The organism is Thermodesulfobacteriota bacterium (assembly GCA_040754335.1).
Classification (GTDB): domain Bacteria; phylum Desulfobacterota_D; class UBA1144; order Nemesobacterales; family UBA2774; genus 2-12-FULL-53-21.
This window is the reverse complement of sequence record JBFMCV010000003.1, coordinates 159,735-179,329: the sequence shown is the minus strand read 5'-3', so window position 1 is coordinate 179,329 and position 19,595 is coordinate 159,735. Positions and strand designations below refer to the sequence as shown.

Genomic DNA, 19,595 nt, shown 5'->3' with positions numbered 1-19,595 from the left:
CTCCATGCGCCGGGTGCCGGATGAGCGAATCCCGTAGCCCCCAGAAAAAACTGTTTCTCAACGCATCGCTGCTCTTCAGCGGCAAGGCCGCGGCAGGGGGGTTCGCCGCCCTCCAGACAGTCGTTCTCGCGAGGATACTCGGGGTGACCGATTACGGCCTCCTTCAGCTCGTTATCGCCTACATCGCGATGATGAACCAGTTCTTCGACGTGAGGGTCTGGGAAACAGCAGTAAGGTACATCGGCTCCTACTGGGAGAACGGGGAGACCGAGAAGACGCTTGCGATGATAAAGCTCTCCTACATACTCGATGTCGGCAGCGGAGCGGTCTCCTTCCTGATCGCGATTGTCACGGCGAAGCTCGTCAGCACGTACGTGATACACTCGCCTGAGGCTTACATATACATCTGGATATACGCATTCGGGCTTTTCGTGGAGACCGCCAAGCTGACGTCGGACGCGATACTGAGGGTGTTCGAGAAGTATAAGAACATCGCGGTTATAAATTCCTTCGAGAACCTGACGCAGCTGGTTCTCGTAACCGCGCTCCTTCTTCTCGGGCTAGGGATAAAAGGTGCGTTGTACGGTCTCGTGCTCTCGAACTTCATAGCCGCAGCCGTGAGGCTATGGGCGGTCATGCGGGTGCTCGGCGAGAAAAACCTCGGGAGCTGGCTTACCGCCGATATATTCCTTATAAGGGGACAGTGGAAGGAGATCGCCTGGTTCCTGGGGAACACGAGCTTCATGGCGACGCTCAAAACGGGGAGCGACAAGTATCTGGGGTTGATGATACTCGGTTTCTTCGCCGGTAAAGACGCGGTCGCCTTTTACAGGATAGCGAACTCGGTCGCGGCGGTGCTAAACCGTATCGTGGATACGCTCTACGAGGCGATTTTCCCCGAGCTCGTCAAGCTCACGACCGTGAACGCCATGGAAGAGTTCAAGTCCTTCATAAAAGACTCTACGAAGAACCTGATGAAGCTCATCGTGCCCGTGACTGTGCTGATAATCGTGTTCGCGGGGCCCATAGTGCGTCTTGTTTTCGGCGGGGAGTACGCGCCTGCGACGAACACTCTCAGGATACTCGCCCTCGCGGTGCTCGTCGCCAGGTATACATACTGGATAAACCCGGCGCTGCTCGCGATGGGGATGCCGGGTATAAGGACCGCTTTTTATGTCCTTACAACCGTAGTCTATCTGGCCCTCATGCTTCTGCTCGTCCCATCCTATTCCTACGTCGGCGCGGCGCTCGCGTTTCTGGGATTCGCCGTAATAAAATCGGCGCTTTCATTCGCCGTATTCGGATACTACATGAGAAGGGAAGGGGAGCGGAGACTCTGACAGGGCAGCGTCCCGCTAGGACGCTATTGTTTTATAAGACCGCTCTCGTGCAGGTATTCCGCGAAGAGCTCGGCCATCTTTTCAGCTCCCAGCGCGTTCACGTGGCGGCCGTCCCGCCAGAATTTCCTGTCTTTGGGCATCACGGCTGAGAAATCGAAAAACGGTATGCCGTTCTCGATGGCCACTTCCTTTACCACATCGTTATTCTCCTCGAACCCCTTCTGATAATACGGGGTCGAGGCGTAGTCGTTCAGGTACGGTGAATACGCCCACGTCGAGAACAATATTTCGACGCCGTTCGCCTTGGCTATGGCTACCATGTTGTTGAGGTTGCGTCTGAAGTAAACGGGCGGATTCTTATCGAGGAGTCCCATCGGGTCGTGTTTCGCCACCGAAACAGGGCCGTACGCGGTATTTCTGGGGGTTATGAAGTTCCCTATGCCCACCTGCTCGGTCACGCCGAGCTTCCTCAGTATCACCCTGAAAAGCGCGCTGTGCTCGAGGAAGAATACCGACGGAGGGTCCCACTGCTTCCTCCGGCCCGAATCGTCTCCCCTGTATGAGACGGGGTCAACGAACCGCGCGTGCACGTCGTTCGTGCCCTCGTACTCGATAATGAGGTCGGGGTCGACGTCGAGCACCCTGAATTCAAGGTTGATGAGCGTCTCCCATGAATTATACCCGCCGACCCCCGCGTTAATAACCTCGACGTTCTTATACCCGTACTTGTCCCTGAGTATCTTTTCCAGCTGCGCGGCCCAGGTCTTGTCGTTATCGTCTATACCTATGTTGTACGTCGAAGACCCGCCGAGGAGCACTATCCTGAACACCCCTTCCGGCTTCTCGGCCAGGAACTCGTCGTTCCTGTACCCGAGCGAATTATGATAGGTCTTTCCTCTCCTATACTCCGGATTCGGGTAATAATTCAGATAGTGGTGGCGTACGTATCTCTGGTTGTCCGGGCTCAGGTACGAGTAGAGCGAATACTCGAGGCTCACGTCCTCTGGGGCGATGAAATCGAGCCAGACGCGCGTTCCGATTTCGAGTATGGCGAGTGTGATGAGTACGCTCAGCAGGACGAGATACAGCTTTTTTCTAAAGGTCGGCTTCTTTTCGGTTTCGTTCATCTCTCGTTCTCGGCTTACAGTTTATATATGGGGAATCCCGGGTTTTCAGCACTCTTTGAAAGCGGTATGGATGAATATGATAGCATAGGATTTACAGGTTGCCCGCGTCCGGCGGTTGATTGTTTCACCTTTATTCCTCGATTATATTACTGGAAATTTAATATTTATAAATTTGTTGAACGCGTCGGAGCTTATACCCGCTTGAATAAATATCTCAAAATCTTCGTCCTGATCCTGGGCTCGTTTGCCATATCGCTCCTGGTTGCCGAGGGAGTGTCGAGGCTCGTCTTCGATCCTATAGATTTCCTCAAGCCCAGGAGGATTCCGGACGACGTGCTCAGATACAGGATCGAGCCTCATTCAGGCGCGCACGACGCCCTGGGGTTCAGGAACAAATCGTCCCCCGATACGGCAGAGGTTGTGGCGATAGGCGATTCACACACTTACGGAATTAGCGCTAGGGCGAGCGATTCCTGGCCTTCGGCTCTGGGAAGAATGACGGGCAAAACCGTGTATAACATGTCCCTCGGCGGTTACGGCCCCGCCGAGTATCTATATCTCATGGAGCAGGAGGCCCTCGCGCTCCGCCCCGGGATTATTATCGCAGGGTTTTATCTGGGCAACGACGTCAAGGACTCCTTCACCGCCGTATACAATGTCGACAGGTGGAAGGACATGAGGAAGCCCGAGTTCGTATCGTCTCCCGATAATGTTGAAGCGGAAGACGAGGAAGGATTCTCGTACGGCATAGGCGGCTGGCTCGCCGGACACAGCGTCCTCTACAGGCTCGTGAGCTCCTCATTCATCGGGGACAGCCTGAGGCAGGCGCGGAGGATGAAGAGGGGCGAGCTGATCGTTATGTTCGAGGACGAGGCAAGCGGCATAAAGACGGGGTTTACGCCCGACCAGAGACTCAAGGGGCTCGATCTTGCTGAGCCCGACGTAAGGGAAGGGCTCGCGCTCAGCCTCGAATTCTTCGACAGGATGAACCGGCTCGCTCGAAAGAACGGCATCGAGTTCATCGTTGTCATAATCCCCACGAAGGAGAGCGTATTCGCCCGGTATATCGAAGGCAATAAATCGCTTCCCGCATCGGACAGGATCGACTATCTGATAGTGAACGAGAGGCGGGTTGACAGCGAGGTCAGGAAGTATTTCGACGAGCACGGTATCAGGTACGTCGACGCGCTGGGCCCCCTCGGCGTAAGCGCGGGTACTGAGCAGATATACCCCAACAACTTCGGCGGGCATGAGAACAGGAACGGTTACAGGATAATAGCGGAGTCGTTAAAGAGTTACATGGACGGACTTTAGCGCGGCGGGCGCCCCGGTCCGTTTTACATAAACGGGTTGTGATTTTATAATTCTCAATTCCTATGGTAAGGGTAAAGTTCTGCGGTATTACGAATTCTGAAGACGCCTCGCGGGCGGCCGACCTGGGCGCTGATGCGCTCGGCTTTATTTTCTACAAGGGGAGCCGAAGGTTTATAGACCCCCGCGACGCCCGATCGATCATCTCCACGCTCCCCCCGTTTATTTCGGCTGTCGGCGTCTTCGTAAACCAGGGGCTTCCGGAGATTATAGAGGCGGTCGCTGTCTCCGGCATAGACACCGTGCAGCTCCACGGGGACGAAACGCCCGAGTTCTCCGCCATGCTGCCCTATAAATTGATAAAGGCGGTCAGGATTAAAGACACGGTAAATACAGCCGAAGTTGAACTTTACCCGGTTCGGGCTATCCTCTTTGATAAGCACACGGACGAATTATACGGGGGGACGGGGAAGAGCTTCGACTGGGGGGCGCTCAAGGATATCAAGCTGTCGAAAAAGGTGATACTGTCCGGCGGTCTGACCCCCGAGAACGTTTCCGCGGCTATAGAAATCGTGAAGCCTTACGGCGTTGACGTAAGCACGGGCGTAGAGGACTCTCCCGGAAGGAAGAACCACGCGAAGATGAGAAAATTTATCGAGGCGGTGAAGAATGGCGTCTAGAACCACGGTGCCCGACGAGATCGGGCATTTCGGCATATTCGGAGGCAGGTATGTCTCGGAAACGCTTATGCCCGCGATATTGCAGCTCGAAAAGGCGTACCTCGAGATAAAAGACGACCCGGAGTTCAAGCAGGAGCTCGATTACTTCCTCGAGGAATACGTCGGCCGCCCGACGCCCCTTTACTTCGCCGAGAGAATGACGAAGGACCTCGGAGGGGCGAAGATATACCTCAAGCGCGAGGACCTCGCGCACACGGGCGCTCACAAGATTAACAACACCATAGGGCAGGCCCTTCTCGCGTCGCGCATGGGCAAGAAAAGGATCATAGCCGAAACCGGCGCCGGGCAGCACGGCGTGGCGACCGCCACTGTAGCGGCGCTCCTCGATATGGAATGCGAGATATTCATGGGACTCGAGGATACGAGGCGCCAGGCGCTCAACGTAACGCGCATGAAGCTCCTGGGCGCGACCGTGAGGGAGGTGACTCAGGGCACACAGACCTTGAAGGACGCTATGAACGAAGCGATGAGGGACTGGATAACGAACGTCAGGAATACTTTTTATATTATAGGCAGCGTCGCTGGGCCGCACCCCTACCCCATGATGGTGAGGGACTTCCAGTCGGTCATAGGGAGGGAGGCGAGGGAGCAGATACTCGAGAAGGAAAATCGTCTTCCCGATCTCCTTATCGCCTGCGTGGGAGGAGGCTCCAATGCGATGGGCCTCTTCTATCCCTTCCTCGGGGACGAGTCGGTGAAAATGACGGGCGTCGAAGCTGCCGGAAGCGGCATCGGGTCGGGACACCATGCGGCTACTATATCCGCCGGGAGCGTTGGGGTCCTGCACGGCAGCAGGACATACCTGCTCCAGGACGAGAACGGGCAGGTCCTGGGGACGCACTCCATAGCCCCGGGACTCGATTATCCCGGCGTGGGTCCGGAGCATTCGTATCTCCACGATACGGGCAGGGTCTCCTACACGAACGTTACTGATTCGGAAGCGCTCGAAGGTTTTAAGTACCTTTCGCAAACGGAGGGCATAATCCCCGCTCTCGAATCTTCTCACGCGATCGCTTACGCGAGGAAGGCAGCGCCCGGTATGCCCGGGGACGCGGTTATTATTATCTGCCTCTCCGGACGCGGCGACAAGGACATAAACGCGGTTTCAGATATCCTCGTAAGAGGCATAAAACAATGAGATTTATAATTATAACCCGGACTTCGGCCGACTCAAGACCACTAATCCTGCCCCCTCAGGGGAGGCAGGCTCCAATCTTGACTTTAGCCTTGGAGGTGTTAGATTGTCCCTTACGATCTGGTTGCGGGGCGGGTGACTGAGTATTTAGTTAATTTCATTCCCTTAAAATGACTATCAATAAGAGCAGTGGTTTGGGAACAAATAGCTGTCGGTTGATTTCATCCATCTAAATTCCAATTCCAACATAACATGAGCAGAATAGGCGATAAGTTCAGGGAGCTGAAAAAGAAAAACAGGATAGCTCTGGTCAATTACGTTACGGCGGGCGACCCGTCGCCCGAATTGACCGCGGACCTCGTGCTCAAGCTCGAGGAAAGCGGCGCCGACATTATCGAGCTGGGCGTCCCGTTCTCGGACCCCATGGCTGACGGGCCCGCAATACAGCTCGCTTCCGAGAGGGCGCTTAAGAAAGGCACTACGCTAAAAATGGTTCTGGACATGGTAAAGCGCATAAGGGAGAAATCCCGGGTTCCCATCATCATCTTCGGCTACTATAATCCGTTTTTTAAATACGGGCTCGAGAGGTTCTCCAAAGACGCAGCCGGGGCGGGAGCGGACGGCGTCCTTGTCGTCGATCTTCCTCCCGAAGAAGCTGGTGAATTCAAGGTGCACACCGACAAGGCGGGACTCGATCTCATCTTCCTGCTGGCTCCTACGAGCACGGGGGACAGGATAGGACTCGTTACCAAGAATGCGAGCGGTTTCGTGTATCTCGTTTCCTTGACAGGTATTACCGGGGTCAGGCCCGACATGGATTATTCGCTCGAGGAACTTACGTCGGAGATAAAACAGTATACGAAGCTCCCGGTCGGCGTCGGGTTCGGCATATCCACGCCGGAGCAGGTAGCGAGGATCGCGGTCTATGCCGACGCGGTTATAGTCGGGAGCGCGATCGTCCGGATAATAGAAAAGCACGGTGAAAGGAAAGAAGAGCTATTCGACGAGCTCTCCGGGTTTGTGAGCGGCTTGAGCAGGGCATGTGGCGGTAAAGGCGAAAGGTCCCTGAGCAGGGCTGAACAATAATGCAGAAGGAACTGAGACGTTATCTTTTTATCGGGGATTTCGATTCCTTCCTCCTCGGGCTTTTCTCTAAAAGAGGCGAGGTCATCTGGGTCAGCTCGCTTGAGGAAGCCCTCAACCAGACCGGCAACTTTTCAATAATCATGATCGAGAGCAGGTCTTTCACCCCAGAGATTACGAAGGAGCTCTCCACGCATTATCCCCAGACCCCGATGATAGTCAGCAACGGGGAGCAGAAAGAGGAGCCTCCCCCTTCCGTGAGGTTCGTGGCGTTTCATAAATTGCTGTCTGAAGAGATAGCCCGCGAGGAAAAGCTCGCAAGGACGGACCTCAGGGTCGACGAGCTAAGGAAAGTACACGCTAACGCCAAGAAGATGCTCATCCTGCTCCATGACCACCCCGATCCCGATTCCATAGCGAGCGCGCTTGCGCTGAGGGCGCTCCTCAAGAGGAACAAACAGACCGCTATAATAGGGCACCTCGGCGACAAGATATCGCGCCCAGAAAACGTAGCCATGATAGAGCTCCTCGAAATAGACCTCCAGGAGCTGGGTGTCGAGGACCTCAAGGACTTCGACTCCATAGCGCTCCTCGACGTGCAGCCGCCGTTCTTCGGGCCGGAGCTCCCGGATGTCGATACCGTCATAGACCATCACCCCCTCGTCGGTTCGTACGAAGCGAAGTTCAAGGAGATCAGGACAGAGGAGGGAGCGACTTCCACGATTCTCACTAAGTACCTGAGAGCCTCCCAGACGGATATATCCGAGAGGCTCGCGACGGCGCTTCTCTACGGGATAAAGACGGATACGGTCATGCTCAACAGGGACGCCGATCCCGACGACGTAGAGGCTTTCACGTTCCTCTACCCGCTGGCTAACCTCGGTCTCCTGAGGCGTATAGAGCGCGCCGAGGTCCCTCCCGACGAGATAAAGTCGTTCGGGCAGGCGCTTGCCGACCATTGGATAGTAAACCAGGTGTTCTTCGTCAACGTCGGCAGGGTGGACAGGGAGTACCTCATTCCTAAAATGGCCGACTTCGGCATCCAGGTAAAGGGCATCGAATGGTCGGTCGCTTTCGGCATACTGGCGAACTCGCATCTCATCATATCGGTAAGAAACGTCGGGTATGTAAAGAGCGCAGGAAGGCTCGTGAGGGAATTGTTCAAGGACATCGGGAGCGCCGGAGGACACAGGTCTGCCGCGAAGGCGGTCATTTCGTTAAAGAAAGTCAGGAAGCTCATAGGCAAAGGCTCTCAGGAAGGTATAAAAAAATGGATAACGGAAGAGTTCACGAGAGCAGTTTCCGAAAGGCCTGACGAGAACGGGCAGTAAACCCTCAAGCGCGCGAATTCCATACGCGTACGTTCCGCAATATCCGGCGCCTTATTGCCGTACCCCGTAATAACTGTTTGAATACGTCCTGTCTTCTGAATATAATCCACGTGCATGAGAATTGTGTTCATGGGGACGCCCGGGTTCGCGGTGCCCTCGCTCAAAGCGTTGATCGAGTCCGGGGAAGAAGTCGCCGCTCTCGTGGCGCAGCCCGACAAGCCGCGTGGCAGGGGGCTCAAGCCGTCTCCGCCGCCGACGAAGATAGCTGCCGAAGAGCGCGGCATCCCCGTGCTTCAGCCGCATAGCATAAGGACCGGGGAGTTCCTGCGGGAGCTCTCTCGGCTGAAGCCGGACCTCATCTGCGTAGCTGCTTACGGGAAGATCCTCCCTAAAGCGTTGCTCGATCTCCCGGGGCACGGCTGTATCAACGTTCACGCCTCTCTACTCCCTAAATACAGGGGCGCAGCGCCTGTTAACTGGGCGATAGTGCGCGGCGAAAAGGTCACGGGCATCACTATCATGCGGATGGACGAGGGGATGGACACGGGGGACATACTGCTTGCGCGCGAGATGCCGATAGATTACGACGATACCGGGGAGACGTTGTCCGAAAAGCTCTCGCTCTTAGGGGCGGAGCTCCTTCTTGAGGCAATCGCCTCGCTGAAGAGAGGAGATCTGCATCCTGTCAGGCAGGACGGTTCAGCGGCCACATACGCCCCGATGCTCAGAAAGGAGGACGGCAGGATAGATTGGACGAAGCCTGCCGGCGAGATAAGGGACCTGATAAGGGGCATGCTGCCCTGGCCCGGGGCGTACACGTCACTCGACGGGAAGATGCTCAAGATTTATAAAGCGTCTTCATCGGAGGGGGAGGGGAGTCCCGGAGTGGTGATAAGCGCCCCGCAGGGAATATTGCGCGTCGTGACTGGACGGGGTGCGCTCGATATTCAGGAGCTCCAGATAGAGGGCGGGAAGAGGCTCGGCTCCAGGGAATTTCTTTTGGGAAGGAAGATCGTGCCGGGTGCTGTGCTCGGTTAGAGAGCATTTTACGGGAGCGCGCTCCTCATCGGCATCCGGCGGTGTCGCCCATCTCCGCGAGATGGGTATTTATCTCGCTCTTCAGCTTTTCATCGCCTGACGCCTTCGCGCAGGCTTCAATCAGATATTCTTTCGCTTTTTCCACATTCCCGGTTTTAAAGTACAGGACACCGAGCGTGTCGAGGGCGTACGCGGGCACCGGGTTCTTCGTTTCGGTTGCGGCGAGAAGGACCTCGAGCCCCTCTTCGTAATTCTCCCCGGTCTCTATGTAAAGGGACGCCAGGTTGTTAGCTGCCTCAATGTTCCGCCTGTCTTTCTTGAGCGCCTTTTTGTAATACTTCTCCGCTTCTTCGGTTTCCCCTTTCTTCTGATAGACATTGCCAAGATTAACGAGCGGCACCACGAGTTCCCGGTCTGCGGATGCGGCTCTTTTATACTCCCTTACGGCAAGGTCGTATTTGCCCTCCCGCTCGTATATTACGCCCAGGTTGTTGTGCTCCTCAGCGGTGAGGGGGTCTTCCGCGAAATACGGGCCGTATACCGATGCGCAGCCTGATGCGATCAGGGACAGTATTAATATCGCAGCGAATATGGCGGGGCAGGGTGCTTTCACTTTGTTACGATGAGCATGAGGCGGTTCATTTTCTCCCATTCTCTGTCGAGCCTGTCGAACGGGATCCTCTCCCCGCTCTCGTACCCCGTGTGGACTATGAAAACCTTTTCCTCTGCGTCGTAGCCGTAAGCAACGTAATAATGCGGGACGCTGAGCATCCATTTCCCTTTCTCGACGAGAACGATTACCGGAATGCCTTTGTCTATCTCCGCTTCGAGCGAGTCTATATTCCCGTTTATCGTTTCCGCCCGGTAGCCGCTATCGCGGGCGAAGTTTTCCATGTCCGATATCAGGGCTCCGTCCAGTTTCGGGGTATATACCGCCTCGGCAATCTCTTCCTGTGTAACCTCGTCACCGTAATATTTGAGCACCGAGGCCATCGCTGCCGGGCCGCAGAATTTGTTCTTCTGTTTCACGAAGGGCACCCCCCGGATAACCTCTGCGGCCGTGGGGTTTTTCCCGGCTATGGTGTTATTCTGCGCGCAACCCGTGAGGAATACCTGGGTAGCGGCCAAAACAATCGTCAACGATAAAATTCTGGACATTCTGAATCTGCTTTTTCCCGCCGGTTTATACCCTTTTGTACAGGAATACGATTAGCAACACGAGGGCGACTATCACCAGCAGCGCGACGACGATCCCCAGCCCTGCGTCTCCGCCCGCCGGCACTTTATCTGCGAGCGCGGCCATTTGGTGCACCTGCTCGTCGCTCATCCGGTTAAGCTTCGCGGATACCTCCTCGCTCGTTAAGCCGTGCCCCAATAGCTTCCCGGCGACTATCTTGTTCTCGAGCGCCCTCCTGACCTTGAGCTCGTCTATATCTCTCATTGTGGGCGTGTCTTTACCCGGAGATATCATCTGTGAATCGACCGTGGCGGCCTTTGCGACTGTGGCTGTGAGCGATGCCGGCATGAATGCGGCCAGGATTATTATAAGAATGGGCAAGCGGAATTTTCCTGATAGACGGTTCATGGATACTCCTCCTTAAATACGAATATAGCTCGGACGATTAACATTTTATCTTATTATATCTCTGAGCAAAGTAATATTTTGAGTCTCCCGGAGTGGAGTAATAATCGGTCCTTCCAGATAATGGAGATACGGGTCGGAGTAATTCCTAACCCGTATCCCGTTTATGCAAAGTTCCCGTGATCCCCGGAATCTAGGGCTCCGGAGACGGCTCCGGTGAGGGTTCCGGTGACGGCTCGGGGGAAGGCTCCGGTGATGGAAGCGGAGTCGGCTCGAGCGTCGGTACTGGAGAAGGCACAGGCCCTACAATAATTTCTCCGCATCCCTCGTCATTTATAACTGCGTTCCCGTTCGTTTCGAATGTATCTTCTCCGGACTCGAATATGCAGGCATTCGCCGCAAATGAAATGACCGAGTTCCCGTCCGCCTTTGCTCCGTTCTCCCCCGCCGATACATCGAGATCGCCGTTGACATCGAGAAAAACAGTCGCGTCCCCTACGGTTTTTATCCCGTCGCCCGACGCGTCGCAGAAAATATTTCCGTCGAACGTCCCGAGCGTGACGTCGGATGTTCCCCTTGCGTCGATGCAGTTCTCGCAATTGGTAAGTATGATGTCTTCGGGGTCGATTATAAGGTTGCAATTCCCCGCGGTGCGTATACAGTCATCGCCGCCGCCGTCGATTATCAGGTCCTCATCCGGATTCTTCGTGATTTCGAGGGGTCCGTTTTCGCACACGATCGGGCCTAACACTTCGTCCTCGTCGATTATATCCACCTCATCCCCTGGCGGAGCGTTGAGGTCTATCGTTATTACTATGTTCAGTATTGAGCCCTCCTGAACAATTATGGTGACCGATACTATGGTCCCGTCTATGTCGAAAGTGAGAGTCACGTTCTCAGCCGAATCCAGAAATAAGGTCAGGGAGAAAAAACCGTCAGGGTCCGTAGTGTCATCATCCACAACCTCATTGTCGATGATGGCGGTTACTGTGATGCCGCCCTGCGCCTTTGCCTCCTTTATAATGCTCAGTATCTTCATGAGCTCCGCAAATTTAAATGAATCATTTTCATTACCGTTCATTGCCACGACATTCGCGATCCTTCCATTGATGGTCGTAGCTTGTCCGTTCCCTCCGCCACCGTCTCCCCCTCCGTCGCATGCGAGCAGGGCTAGAGGCACTGGAATGATGAACAGCAGGAGCAATATAAATTTCACTTTTTTCATGGGTCCGATCCTCCTTATTATGATTGATCAATTGTCAGTAATAATTGTGTATGTTGTTCAAAATTTGCAATTAGAAGGCCAGAATTGTTAATCCTGTAATTTTTAATGTTTACAGGGGGATGTATTTTTTAATCCGGACGACTGAGGCATCTGTTGTATTTATATGAACACCGTGTACTGTGTGATATCGTACAATGCGATACTGCACAATTCTGTAAGGATAGGGTTGGTTAATTACAACCGGGGTAATATACGGGCCGGATCTTACCGGCCCGTATCTAGGACAGTCGTACAGATACTCTATGGTGTCGATGTCGGTGTCGGTGACGGCGGCGGGCTCGGGGTCGGTCCCGGTGTGGGAGAAGGTCCTACAATAACCTCGCCGCATCCGCTCGTGTCTATTGTTGCGTTCCCGACTTCGTTGAAAGGATCGTCTCCCGACTCGAATACGCACGTATCGGCCGTGAAAGCCACAATTGAATTCCCGACCGCTTCCACTCCGTTTTCACCGGCTAATATGTCTATTTTCCCGCTCGCATTCAGCATTACGTTTGCGTCGCCGGATGTCTGGATTCCGTCCCCTGTCGCATCACATGCAATGTGGCCGTCGGGTGACGTCAATGTTACCTTGGAGGTTCCTCTCGCGTCGATACATTCATCACAGTTCGTGAGTATGATGTTCTCCGGGTCGATGGTCAGGTTGCAGTTCCCCATAGTCATAATACAGGCTTCGCCTCCGCCGTCGATTACGATGTCTTCATCGATTGTTTTAGTTATATCGAGGTTGCCTGTCTCGCAGATTATAGGATCGTGAATTTCCTCCACTACATCGACTTCATCACCGGGAGGCGCGCTCAGGTCTATAACAACGATAATATCAAGTATGGAGCCCTGCTCGACGAAAATCGTCACCGACACCGTCGTGCCGTCGATTCCGAAATTCAATGTTACTTCCTGGTCCGATTCCAGCATAAAGGTCAGAGAAAAGCTGCCGTCGGGGTCCGTAGTGTCGGTGCTTACCACTTCCCCGTCAATCAACGCGGACACGGTGATGCCGCTCTGGGCCTTTGCTTCTTCGATGAAATTCAATAGCTCCATAAGCTCTGCGAACTTAATCGTCTCATCGCCATCCGCTTTCATTGCGATTATGTTCGAGACCTTACCGTTAACGGTCGTGGACTGTCCGCCTTGATCCCCTCCGCCTCCTCCATCGTCACAGCCGATAAGGTTCAGTGAGGCAACCACAGCAACTCCCAGAAGGAGTAATATGTTTTTTAACTTCTTCATGAATAAATCCTCCTGAATTTTTTGGATTTAATCATCGATGATTGCCCGTGTTGCTCGGCAATTACGAGGCCATAGTTTTGCTGACTATGAATATTTTGTATTTGCGGAAGATTAACTTTTAAGGGTGGAAGCAGAATGCGTAGAAGTGTTCTGATCGGTACGCATTGCGACGTGCGAATCCGTACACTTTACACGGTGTGATACTATATTGAATAAATTATATTAAGCAATCATGTATTTTGCGAAAAAAAGCCCCTATGGTACTATATCAACCCTCATGTTGCATGTGCTAACAGGCTCTCACAAGGGCAGGAAGCTCAAGGTGCCTAAGGGACAGAAGGTCCGTCCCACGACGAGCAGGGTGAAGAAATCGATATTCGACAGACTGGGCGACATTTCCGGTCTAAGGATATTGGATATTTTCGCCGGGTCGGGTGGGCTGGGTATAGAGTCTCTCAGCAGAGGGGCCTCGCACGCGACTTTCATCGAGAAAGACCCGTCGGTGTTTAAAATACTTCTTCAGAACGTCACGGACTGCGGGTTCAGGGACAAAGCCGATTTAATTTGCGCCGGCTACGAGCAGGCGCTCAGGAACCTCTGCAGGGGCGGGGAGAGTTTCGATATAATATTCATAGACCCTCCATACAAGCTCTACGAGGTTCTCAAAGTCGGGGATTTCATAGAAAGCGCTGCCCCGGTTTTAAGCGGCGGGGGGCTTATAGTGATCGAGCATGACCACAAAATAAACGACGCGCCGCCCGGCTTCAAAAGGTTTACAAAACCTTTCGGCGGTACACATCTCAGCTTTTTCAGAAGGAGCGACGAATGTGTAAAGTAGCGATCTACCCCGGTTCGTTCGATCCGTTTACGAAGGGCCACCAGAATATAATCGAGCGGGGAGTGCGTGTGTTCGGTCAGGTCGTCGTGGCGGTAGCGCATAATACGTCGAAGAAAACGATATTTACGCTCGAGGAAAGGGTCGAGCTCTTAAACGAGATCTTTCGCGGGCGTGAAGACGTAAGGGTGGATTATTTCGAGGGTCTCCTGGTGGATTACGCAAAAAAAATGGGCACGAACGTGGTTCTCCGTGGTATGAGGACCGTCTCCGATTTCGAGTACGAGCTCCAGATGGCGCTCGCAAATAAGACGCTCAGCCCCGAGCTCGAAACCGTATTCATGGTTACCGACAGCGAGTATTCGCACATAAGCTCGTCCGTAATCAGAGAGGTGGTGTCTCTCGGCGGGTCTGCGGTACACATGGTCCCCCAGATCGTAGAAACAAAACTCAGAGAAAAACTTTTACAAGGCAGGAGGAATTAGATTAGATGAAACTCTCAGCCCGCGCGAAAAAACTGCAGCCTTCCGCTACGCTCGCCATCACTGCGAAAGAGAAGGCCCTCAAGGCTCAAGGCGTCGACGTAATAGGGTTCGGGGCGGGAGAACCTGATTTCGACAGCCCCGAAAATGTGAAGGAAGAAGCGATAAGGGCTATCAAGGCCGGGTTCACGAAATATACGGCTGTCGGCGGCATAGACGAGCTCAAGGAAGCGATAATCAATAGGATGAAGCTCGACTACGGGCTCGAATACCAGAAGCCGGAAATAATAGTTTCTAACGGCGCAAAGCATACGCTCTACAACCTCACACAGGCGTTGTTCGAAGAAGGCGACGAGGTGATAGTGCCCGCGCCTTACTGGGTTTCGTACCCTGAGCAGATAACCCTCGCCGGGGCAGACCCCGTGATCCTCAACACGAAGGAAGAGGAGGGGTTCAAGATAGACCCTGACGAGCTGAAGAAGCTTATAACACCCAAGACGAGGGCTCTCATCCTCAATTATCCTTCGAACCCGACAGGCGCCACGTACAACGAAGTCGAGCTCAGACGTATAGTGGACGTTGCGATGGAAGCGGGACTGACGATCATATCGGACGAGATATACGACAAGATTATATACGACGGCATCAGGCACACGCCCGTGGCCACGCTCGGCGAGGACGTGAAGAAGGCGACTATTCTCGTGAACGGCGTCTCCAAGACATACGCGATGACAGGCTGGAGGATAGGCTACGCCGCCGGGGACAAGGAAGTGATAAACGCGATGGGCAAGCTCCAGGGACAGTCCACGTCTAATCCGACGTCCATATCGCAATGGGCGGCGCTCGAGGCCTACAGAGGACCTCACGAATTGATCGAGGCGAGGACGAAGGAGTTCGAAAAGAGAAAGAATTATATAGTCGAGAGGCTCAATTCGATTCCGGGCATTAAATGCTTCAGCCCACAAGGCGCATTCTACGCGTTCCCCAACGTCTCAGGCTTCTACGGGAAGCGCTATGACGGAAAGGAAATAAACAGCTCCATGACATTCACCGAGTTCCTGCTCGATGAAGCCAAGGTAGCGGTCGTTCCCGGAGACTCCTTCGGCTCGGACGACCATGTCAGGATTTCCTTCGCGACCTCGATGGAGAATATCGTTAAGGGAATGGACAGGATAGAGGAAGCCGTCAAGAAGCTCAGCTGACACGACGGCCAAGAAGACGCCCGCATATCTCCTGTATATCGGGAAATGAATTGCGCGTATTATATATGCGGAGGCACCGCTACGTCCGGAGCGGCCGGGGCGGATTCCTGTCATGCGTAAATTAAAAGTCGGCATGTCGATTTCTCTCACCGGAACCTATTCCGTCCAGGGCAGGGAGAGCTTCGAAGGCGTGAGCCTCTGGGTCTCCGACGTAAATAAAGAAGGGGGTATTTTTGTAAAGGAATCCGGAAGAAAAATTCCGGTCGAACTTGTCTTCCTCGACGATGAAAGCTCTTCTGACAAATGCCGCTCCAATACCGAGCGTCTGATCGGGGAGGAGAATGCCGACATCCTTCTCGGCCCCTATTCGAGCTCCCTCGCTCTCGCATCTGCCGAGGTCGCCCAGGAGAAAGACGTAACCCTCTGGAACCACGGAGGGTCGACGGACGATATGGAGGAGAGGGGTTTTACATGTCTCGTGAATGCGATAACTCCGGCCGGCAGATACGCGGAAGGGATAATAAAGCTAGTGAGAACGGAAGACCCTGCGGCCGGAAAGATCGCGGCCTTCAGCGCGAGCGACAGCGGCTTTTCGAGGAACGTCGCGCGGGGCGCGCGCAACTGCGGCCGCGAGAACGGTTTCCTCGTCAGGGAGTTTACATTCGCCTCCGGGTGTGAAGACTTTTCCCGGCTTTTGGACGAAGCTCTCGATTCTTCACCCGATCTGATCCTGGGCATGGGACGCGCGCACGACGACATCGCTCTCGCAAGACAATTCATAGAAAGGAAAACCAACGTAAATGCGGCTGCTTTCATTGCCGCCTCGATAAAGCTGTTCAGGGATACGTTCGGCGGAAACGCGGAAGGCTTCTTGTCGTCGAGTCAATGGGAGAGCGGGATCAGGATAACGCCCGATGCGGGGCCTTCGCCTGAAGAGTTTACCCGGCGCTTTAAAGAGGCTTACGGAAAGTGGCCCGATTATACGGCCGCCCAGGGCTACAACATCGGGCTTATAGTAAGTAAGTGTATTGAGGATACCGGCGCGCTCGATGACAAGGCCCTCAGGGAAAATGCTCGTCTTCAGAAGTTAACGACGTTCTACGGGCAGTTCGGCACGGACGAGAGCGGTTTCCAGACCGCGCATGAAATGGTAGTCGTTCAGTGGCAGGGCGGTAAAAAGGTGATAGTTTCTCCGGAGAGGTTCTCGGAAGCCCGTTTTATATATCCCATGCGGCCCGCTCGCTGAGTATATGCTGTACACTTAGTGTATGAATGACATGCATGAAAAGATATCCGCCGCACGGGACATCGTGGAAAATTGCTCCTCGCTCACGGTACTCACGGGCGCGGGGATTTCCGCCGAGAGCGGCGTTCCGACGTTCAGGGGCAAAGAAGGCCTCTGGAGGAATTTCAGGTCCGAAGACCTCGCGACAGCCGAAGCATTCTGGAATAACCCGAAGCTCGTATGGGAATGGTATGACTGGAGAAGGAGCGCCGTGAAGGACGCGAGACCCAACCCCGGCCATTTCGCCCTCGCCGAGCTCGAGAACCAGAAGCAGAAATTCACGCTGATCACGCAGAACATCGACGGCCTTCATCAACTGGCCGGCAGCAGGAACATCATCGAGATGCACGGCAATATCTGGCAGATAAGGTGTACGAAATGCGGGGATATTCAGGAGAACCACAAGGTCCCCCTCGCGGAGTTGCCGCCCAGGTGCGTTCTTTGCGGCGAGATCGGGCGCCCCAACGTCGTATGGTTCGGTGAGATAATACCCATGCAGGTGATAGACAGGTCGCTCAAGGCTATAGAGGAGTGCGAGGTAATGCTCATAGTAGGCACTTCAGGGATAGTGGAGCCAGCGGCGTCGATGGGACTTGTCGCGAAGCAGACCGGCAAGACCGTAATCGAAATAAACATCGAGTACACTCCGAACTCAGCGCTCTTCGACATGACCATACTCGGGAAGTCGGGTGAAATACTCCCGCTCCTTTTTAAGTCCCGGGAGATACACAGCTGAGTTTATTTCCCGCTCATTTTAGGCTCCGCAGCGAGTCTCGCGGCCAGCTTGACCGCGGCGGTCATGCTCGAGGGGTCGGCGACCCCCTGCCAGGCGATATTAAAAGCGGTCCCGTGGTCGGGGGAAGTCCTTATTATGGGCAGGCCGAGAGTCATGTTCACTCCGACGTTGAACGAGACCATCTTAAAGGGTATAAGTCCCTGGTCATGGTACATCGCGACCACGGCGTCCCATTTCCCTTGATTGGCGTAGTAAAAAAGAGTGTCCGCCGGAAGTGGGCCGGTAACGCCGATCCCCTGCTTTCTGGCTTCCGCCACTGCGGGCGTGATGTGGACTATCTCCTCGTCGCCGAATGCTCCCGACTCCCCGGCGTGGGGGTTCAGGCCGCAGACGACGAGCTTCGGGTCCTTTATCTTGAATTGTTTGACTAGAGCGTGGTGCGTGATTTTAATCACGGAGAGCACGCTTTCTCTGGTTATCAGCTTCGGGACTTCCCTGAGAGCCGTGTGGATGGTGACGAGTACGACCCTGAATCTCCCCCCTTCGAACATCATCACGGCCTCGTCCGCGCCGGTGAGCTCTTTCAGCATTTCGGTGTGCCCGGGGAATTTCGATCCCGCAAGGTGAGTGGACTCCTTACTGATCGGCGCCGTTACTATGGCGTCGATCCTCCCCGACATCGCCGCCTTCACCGCGTCCCTGATGTAAGTGAGGCTCGCCTCTCCCGCTTTCCTGTCGACCCTGCAGGGCTTGAGGTCTCCTGATCCGAACCCGGACGGATCGACAATCCGGCAGTCCAGTTTCATGCCCGTGAGCTTCTCCGCGGATTCCAGGATCTCACGGCTCCCGTATATTACGGGGGAGCAGACGTCCGACACTTCGCTCGACCCCGCGGCTTTTACGACGATCTCGGGGCTTATCCCGTTCGGGTCTCCCATCGTGATACCTATTTTAGGCTTGTTGCTCATACCCGGACTATTTTAAATTAGCGATTCCGTTGTGTATAGAAACAGGTTTGCCCCCGGCTGTCAGCGTCCGAGCCCAAAGAGCCTCACTGCATTCTCTGACGTCAGCTCGGCTATCTCCTCGACCGATACCCCTCTCGTATCGGCGATAGCCTCGGCAACGTATTTCACGTACGCGGGCTCGTTCGGCTTGCCCCTTAGCGGCACAGGCGCCAGGTACGGCGAGTCCGTTTCGATAAGCAGCCTGTCTCCGGGGATTTTTTTTGCCGCGTCCCTTATCTCTTCCGATTTCCTGAACGTCGCTATACCGGAAAACGAAATGTAAAATCCCAGGTCGAGATACTTTCTAGCCGTCTCGTAATTTCCTGTGAAGCAGTGGATTACCCCAGTCCTTTCGGATACCTTTTCTGTCCTCAGTATGTCCAGAAGATCGGGGTCTGCGTCCCTTACGTGGATTACTATAGGGAGGTTGGCCCGGCGAGAGATGCCTATGTGCGCGGTAAGCGAGCTTATCTGTGCTTCTTTTCCGGAGTTCATGTAGTGATAGTCGAGTCCCGTCTCGCCCACGGCCACGACCTTGTCGGCGCCCGCCAGTTTCTCGATCTCGGCGAGTACGCCTCCGTCGGCTGTCTTCGCCGCATGAGGGTGAACGCCCACTGCGGCGAAAACGTTCTCGTATTCCTCCGAAATGGATACCGTATCGCGTGAGGATGCCAGGTCGGACGATATGGCTATTATCTTCTCTATCCCGTTCTCACGGGCCCTCGCGAGGATACCTGGAACGTCGTCGAGGGAATCCAGGTGGGCGTGTGTATCGATGAGCATTACTTCTTGGTCTTGTCCTTTATGATCGTGAGCGCGTGGATCGGAGAATCGGCTTTGCGGCCCAAT

At 54.5% G+C, this 19,595-nt stretch carries 20 protein-coding genes; 12 read left to right on the top strand and 8 right to left on the bottom strand.

What is annotated here, in order from left to right; all coding sequences use genetic code 11:
- The first annotated feature begins 20 nt into the window (after positions 1–20).
- On the top strand, positions 21–1,340 hold the full coding sequence (locus AB1598_07155; protein ID MEW6144783.1) for an oligosaccharide flippase family protein: 1,320 nt from the start codon (positions 21–23) through the stop codon (positions 1,338–1,340).
- A gap of 23 nt (positions 1,341–1,363) precedes the next feature.
- On the opposite strand, the gene AB1598_07150 is transcribed toward AB1598_07155, so the two are convergent.
- Positions 1,364–2,467 carry an SGNH/GDSL hydrolase family protein gene (locus tag AB1598_07150; protein MEW6144782.1) on the bottom strand — a complete coding sequence of 368 codons (1,104 nt, stop codon included), beginning with the start codon at positions 2,465–2,467 and terminating at the stop codon, positions 1,364–1,366.
- A gap of 201 nt (positions 2,468–2,668) precedes the next feature.
- On the opposite strand from AB1598_07150, the gene AB1598_07145 reads away from it, so the two are divergent.
- The 6 genes from AB1598_07145 (at position 2,669) to fmt (ending at position 9,105) form a co-directional block, all read left to right on the top strand.
- Entirely contained in the window at positions 2,669–3,781 is a 1,113-nt protein-coding gene (locus tag AB1598_07145; GenBank protein ID MEW6144781.1) for a hypothetical protein, read from the top strand.
- A 62-nt stretch (positions 3,782–3,843) separates the two neighbouring features.
- Positions 3,844–4,458, top strand: coding sequence for a phosphoribosylanthranilate isomerase (locus AB1598_07140; protein MEW6144780.1), 615 nt, complete (start codon positions 3,844–3,846; stop codon positions 4,456–4,458).
- On the top strand, positions 4,448–5,656 hold the full coding sequence (trpB, locus tag AB1598_07135) for a tryptophan synthase subunit beta (protein ID MEW6144779.1): 1,209 nt from the start codon (positions 4,448–4,450) through the stop codon (positions 5,654–5,656). Before AB1598_07140 ends, trpB begins: the two co-directional genes overlap by 11 nt.
- A 249-nt stretch (positions 5,657–5,905) precedes the next feature.
- Positions 5,906–6,739 (top strand): tryptophan synthase subunit alpha, encoded by an 834-nt coding sequence (trpA, locus tag AB1598_07130; protein MEW6144778.1) that lies wholly within the window; start codon positions 5,906–5,908, stop codon positions 6,737–6,739.
- Entirely contained in the window at positions 6,739–8,067 is a 1,329-nt protein-coding gene (locus tag AB1598_07125; protein MEW6144777.1) for a DHH family phosphoesterase, read from the top strand. The genes trpA and AB1598_07125 overlap by 1 nt, the downstream gene beginning before the upstream one ends.
- A 114-nt stretch (positions 8,068–8,181) precedes the next feature.
- Positions 8,182–9,105 carry a methionyl-tRNA formyltransferase gene (gene fmt / locus AB1598_07120; protein MEW6144776.1) on the top strand — a complete coding sequence of 308 codons (924 nt, stop codon included), beginning with the start codon at positions 8,182–8,184 and terminating at the stop codon, positions 9,103–9,105.
- Positions 9,106–9,130: 25 nt separating this feature from the next.
- Here the strand turns inward: fmt and AB1598_07115 are convergent, their stop codons facing one another.
- The 5 genes from AB1598_07115 to AB1598_07095 all read right to left on the bottom strand — a co-directional run bounded on the left by AB1598_07115 (position 9,131) and on the right by AB1598_07095 (position 13,199).
- A complete protein-coding gene (locus AB1598_07115; protein ID MEW6144775.1) occupies positions 9,131–9,718 on the bottom strand; it encodes a tetratricopeptide repeat protein in 588 nt (195 codons plus the stop codon).
- A complete protein-coding gene (locus AB1598_07110; GenBank protein MEW6144774.1) occupies positions 9,715–10,263 on the bottom strand; it encodes a C39 family peptidase in 549 nt (182 codons plus the stop codon). The genes AB1598_07115 and AB1598_07110 overlap by 4 nt, the downstream gene beginning before the upstream one ends.
- A 25-nt stretch (positions 10,264–10,288) precedes the next feature.
- Positions 10,289–10,663, bottom strand: coding sequence for a PA2779 family protein (locus AB1598_07105; GenBank protein ID MEW6144773.1), 375 nt, complete (start codon positions 10,661–10,663; stop codon positions 10,289–10,291).
- Between the two features lie 217 nt (positions 10,664–10,880).
- Positions 10,881–11,912: a hypothetical protein gene (locus AB1598_07100; protein MEW6144772.1), complete on the bottom strand. Its 1,032-nt coding sequence runs from the start codon at positions 11,910–11,912 to the stop codon at positions 10,881–10,883.
- 300 nt (positions 11,913–12,212) lie between these two features.
- Complete coding sequence (locus AB1598_07095) at positions 12,213–13,199, bottom strand: hypothetical protein (GenBank protein MEW6144771.1); 987 nt, start codon at positions 13,197–13,199, stop codon at positions 12,213–12,215.
- Between the two features lie 277 nt (positions 13,200–13,476).
- Here AB1598_07095 and rsmD point away from each other — a divergent pair, with 277 nt between their 5' ends.
- From rsmD to AB1598_07070, 5 genes are all read left to right on the top strand, one after another.
- Positions 13,477–14,037, top strand: a complete 561-nt coding sequence (gene rsmD / locus AB1598_07090) for a 16S rRNA (guanine(966)-N(2))-methyltransferase RsmD (protein MEW6144770.1) — start codon at positions 13,477–13,479, stop codon at positions 14,035–14,037.
- Positions 14,025–14,519, top strand: a complete 495-nt coding sequence (gene coaD, locus AB1598_07085; protein MEW6144769.1) for a pantetheine-phosphate adenylyltransferase — start codon at positions 14,025–14,027, stop codon at positions 14,517–14,519. The genes rsmD and coaD overlap by 13 nt, the downstream gene beginning before the upstream one ends.
- A gap of 5 nt (positions 14,520–14,524) precedes the next feature.
- A complete protein-coding gene (locus tag AB1598_07080) occupies positions 14,525–15,718 on the top strand; it encodes a pyridoxal phosphate-dependent aminotransferase (protein MEW6144768.1) in 1,194 nt (397 codons plus the stop codon).
- A 112-nt stretch (positions 15,719–15,830) separates the two neighbouring features.
- Positions 15,831–16,964 (top strand): amino acid ABC transporter substrate-binding protein, encoded by a 1,134-nt coding sequence (locus AB1598_07075; GenBank protein MEW6144767.1) that lies wholly within the window; start codon positions 15,831–15,833, stop codon positions 16,962–16,964.
- A 31-nt stretch (positions 16,965–16,995) separates the two neighbouring features.
- Positions 16,996–17,739 (top strand): NAD-dependent deacylase, encoded by a 744-nt coding sequence (locus AB1598_07070; GenBank protein ID MEW6144766.1) that lies wholly within the window; start codon positions 16,996–16,998, stop codon positions 17,737–17,739.
- Between the two features lie 2 nt (positions 17,740–17,741).
- Here AB1598_07070 and pdxA read toward each other — a convergent pair whose 3' ends face one another.
- Together pdxA and AB1598_07060 are read right to left on the bottom strand one after the other, a co-directional pair.
- Complete coding sequence (gene pdxA, locus AB1598_07065; protein ID MEW6144765.1) at positions 17,742–18,707, bottom strand: 4-hydroxythreonine-4-phosphate dehydrogenase PdxA; 966 nt, start codon at positions 18,705–18,707, stop codon at positions 17,742–17,744.
- Positions 18,708–18,767: 60 nt separating this feature from the next.
- Complete coding sequence (locus AB1598_07060; GenBank protein ID MEW6144764.1) at positions 18,768–19,529, bottom strand: TatD family hydrolase; 762 nt, start codon at positions 19,527–19,529, stop codon at positions 18,768–18,770.
- Positions 19,530–19,595 lie beyond the last annotated feature (66 nt).

Excerpts from the sequence above, each read along its gene's own strand:
- AB1598_07140 (MEW6144780.1), top strand. The coding sequence starts at position 3,844 with ATGGTAAGGGTAAAGTTCTGCGGTATTACGAATTCTGAAGACGCCTCG.
- pdxA (MEW6144765.1), bottom strand. The coding sequence starts at position 18,707 with ATGAGCAACAAGCCTAAAATAGGTATCACGATGGGAGACCCGAACGGG.
- fmt (MEW6144776.1), top strand. The coding sequence starts at position 8,182 with ATGAGAATTGTGTTCATGGGGACGCCCGGGTTCGCGGTGCCCTCGCTC.
- rsmD (MEW6144770.1), top strand. The coding sequence starts at position 13,477 with ATGTTGCATGTGCTAACAGGCTCTCACAAGGGCAGGAAGCTCAAGGTG.
- AB1598_07155 (MEW6144783.1), top strand. The coding sequence starts at position 21 with ATGAGCGAATCCCGTAGCCCCCAGAAAAAACTGTTTCTCAACGCATCG.
- AB1598_07125 (MEW6144777.1), top strand. The coding sequence starts at position 6,739 with ATGCAGAAGGAACTGAGACGTTATCTTTTTATCGGGGATTTCGATTCC.
- AB1598_07060 (MEW6144764.1), bottom strand. The coding sequence starts at position 19,529 with ATGCTCATCGATACACACGCCCACCTGGATTCCCTCGACGACGTTCCA.
- AB1598_07100 (MEW6144772.1), bottom strand. The coding sequence starts at position 11,912 with ATGAAAAAAGTGAAATTTATATTGCTCCTGCTGTTCATCATTCCAGTG.
- AB1598_07095 (MEW6144771.1), bottom strand. The coding sequence starts at position 13,199 with ATGAAGAAGTTAAAAAACATATTACTCCTTCTGGGAGTTGCTGTGGTT.
- AB1598_07110 (MEW6144774.1), bottom strand. The coding sequence starts at position 10,263 with ATGTCCAGAATTTTATCGTTGACGATTGTTTTGGCCGCTACCCAGGTA.
- trpA (MEW6144778.1), top strand. The coding sequence starts at position 5,906 with ATGAGCAGAATAGGCGATAAGTTCAGGGAGCTGAAAAAGAAAAACAGG.
- trpB (MEW6144779.1), top strand. The coding sequence starts at position 4,448 with ATGGCGTCTAGAACCACGGTGCCCGACGAGATCGGGCATTTCGGCATA.
- AB1598_07150 (MEW6144782.1), bottom strand. The coding sequence starts at position 2,467 with ATGAACGAAACCGAAAAGAAGCCGACCTTTAGAAAAAAGCTGTATCTC.
- AB1598_07075 (MEW6144767.1), top strand. The coding sequence starts at position 15,831 with ATGCGTAAATTAAAAGTCGGCATGTCGATTTCTCTCACCGGAACCTAT.
- AB1598_07070 (MEW6144766.1), top strand. The coding sequence starts at position 16,996 with ATGCATGAAAAGATATCCGCCGCACGGGACATCGTGGAAAATTGCTCC.
- coaD (MEW6144769.1), top strand. The coding sequence starts at position 14,025 with ATGTGTAAAGTAGCGATCTACCCCGGTTCGTTCGATCCGTTTACGAAG.
- AB1598_07080 (MEW6144768.1), top strand. The coding sequence starts at position 14,525 with ATGAAACTCTCAGCCCGCGCGAAAAAACTGCAGCCTTCCGCTACGCTC.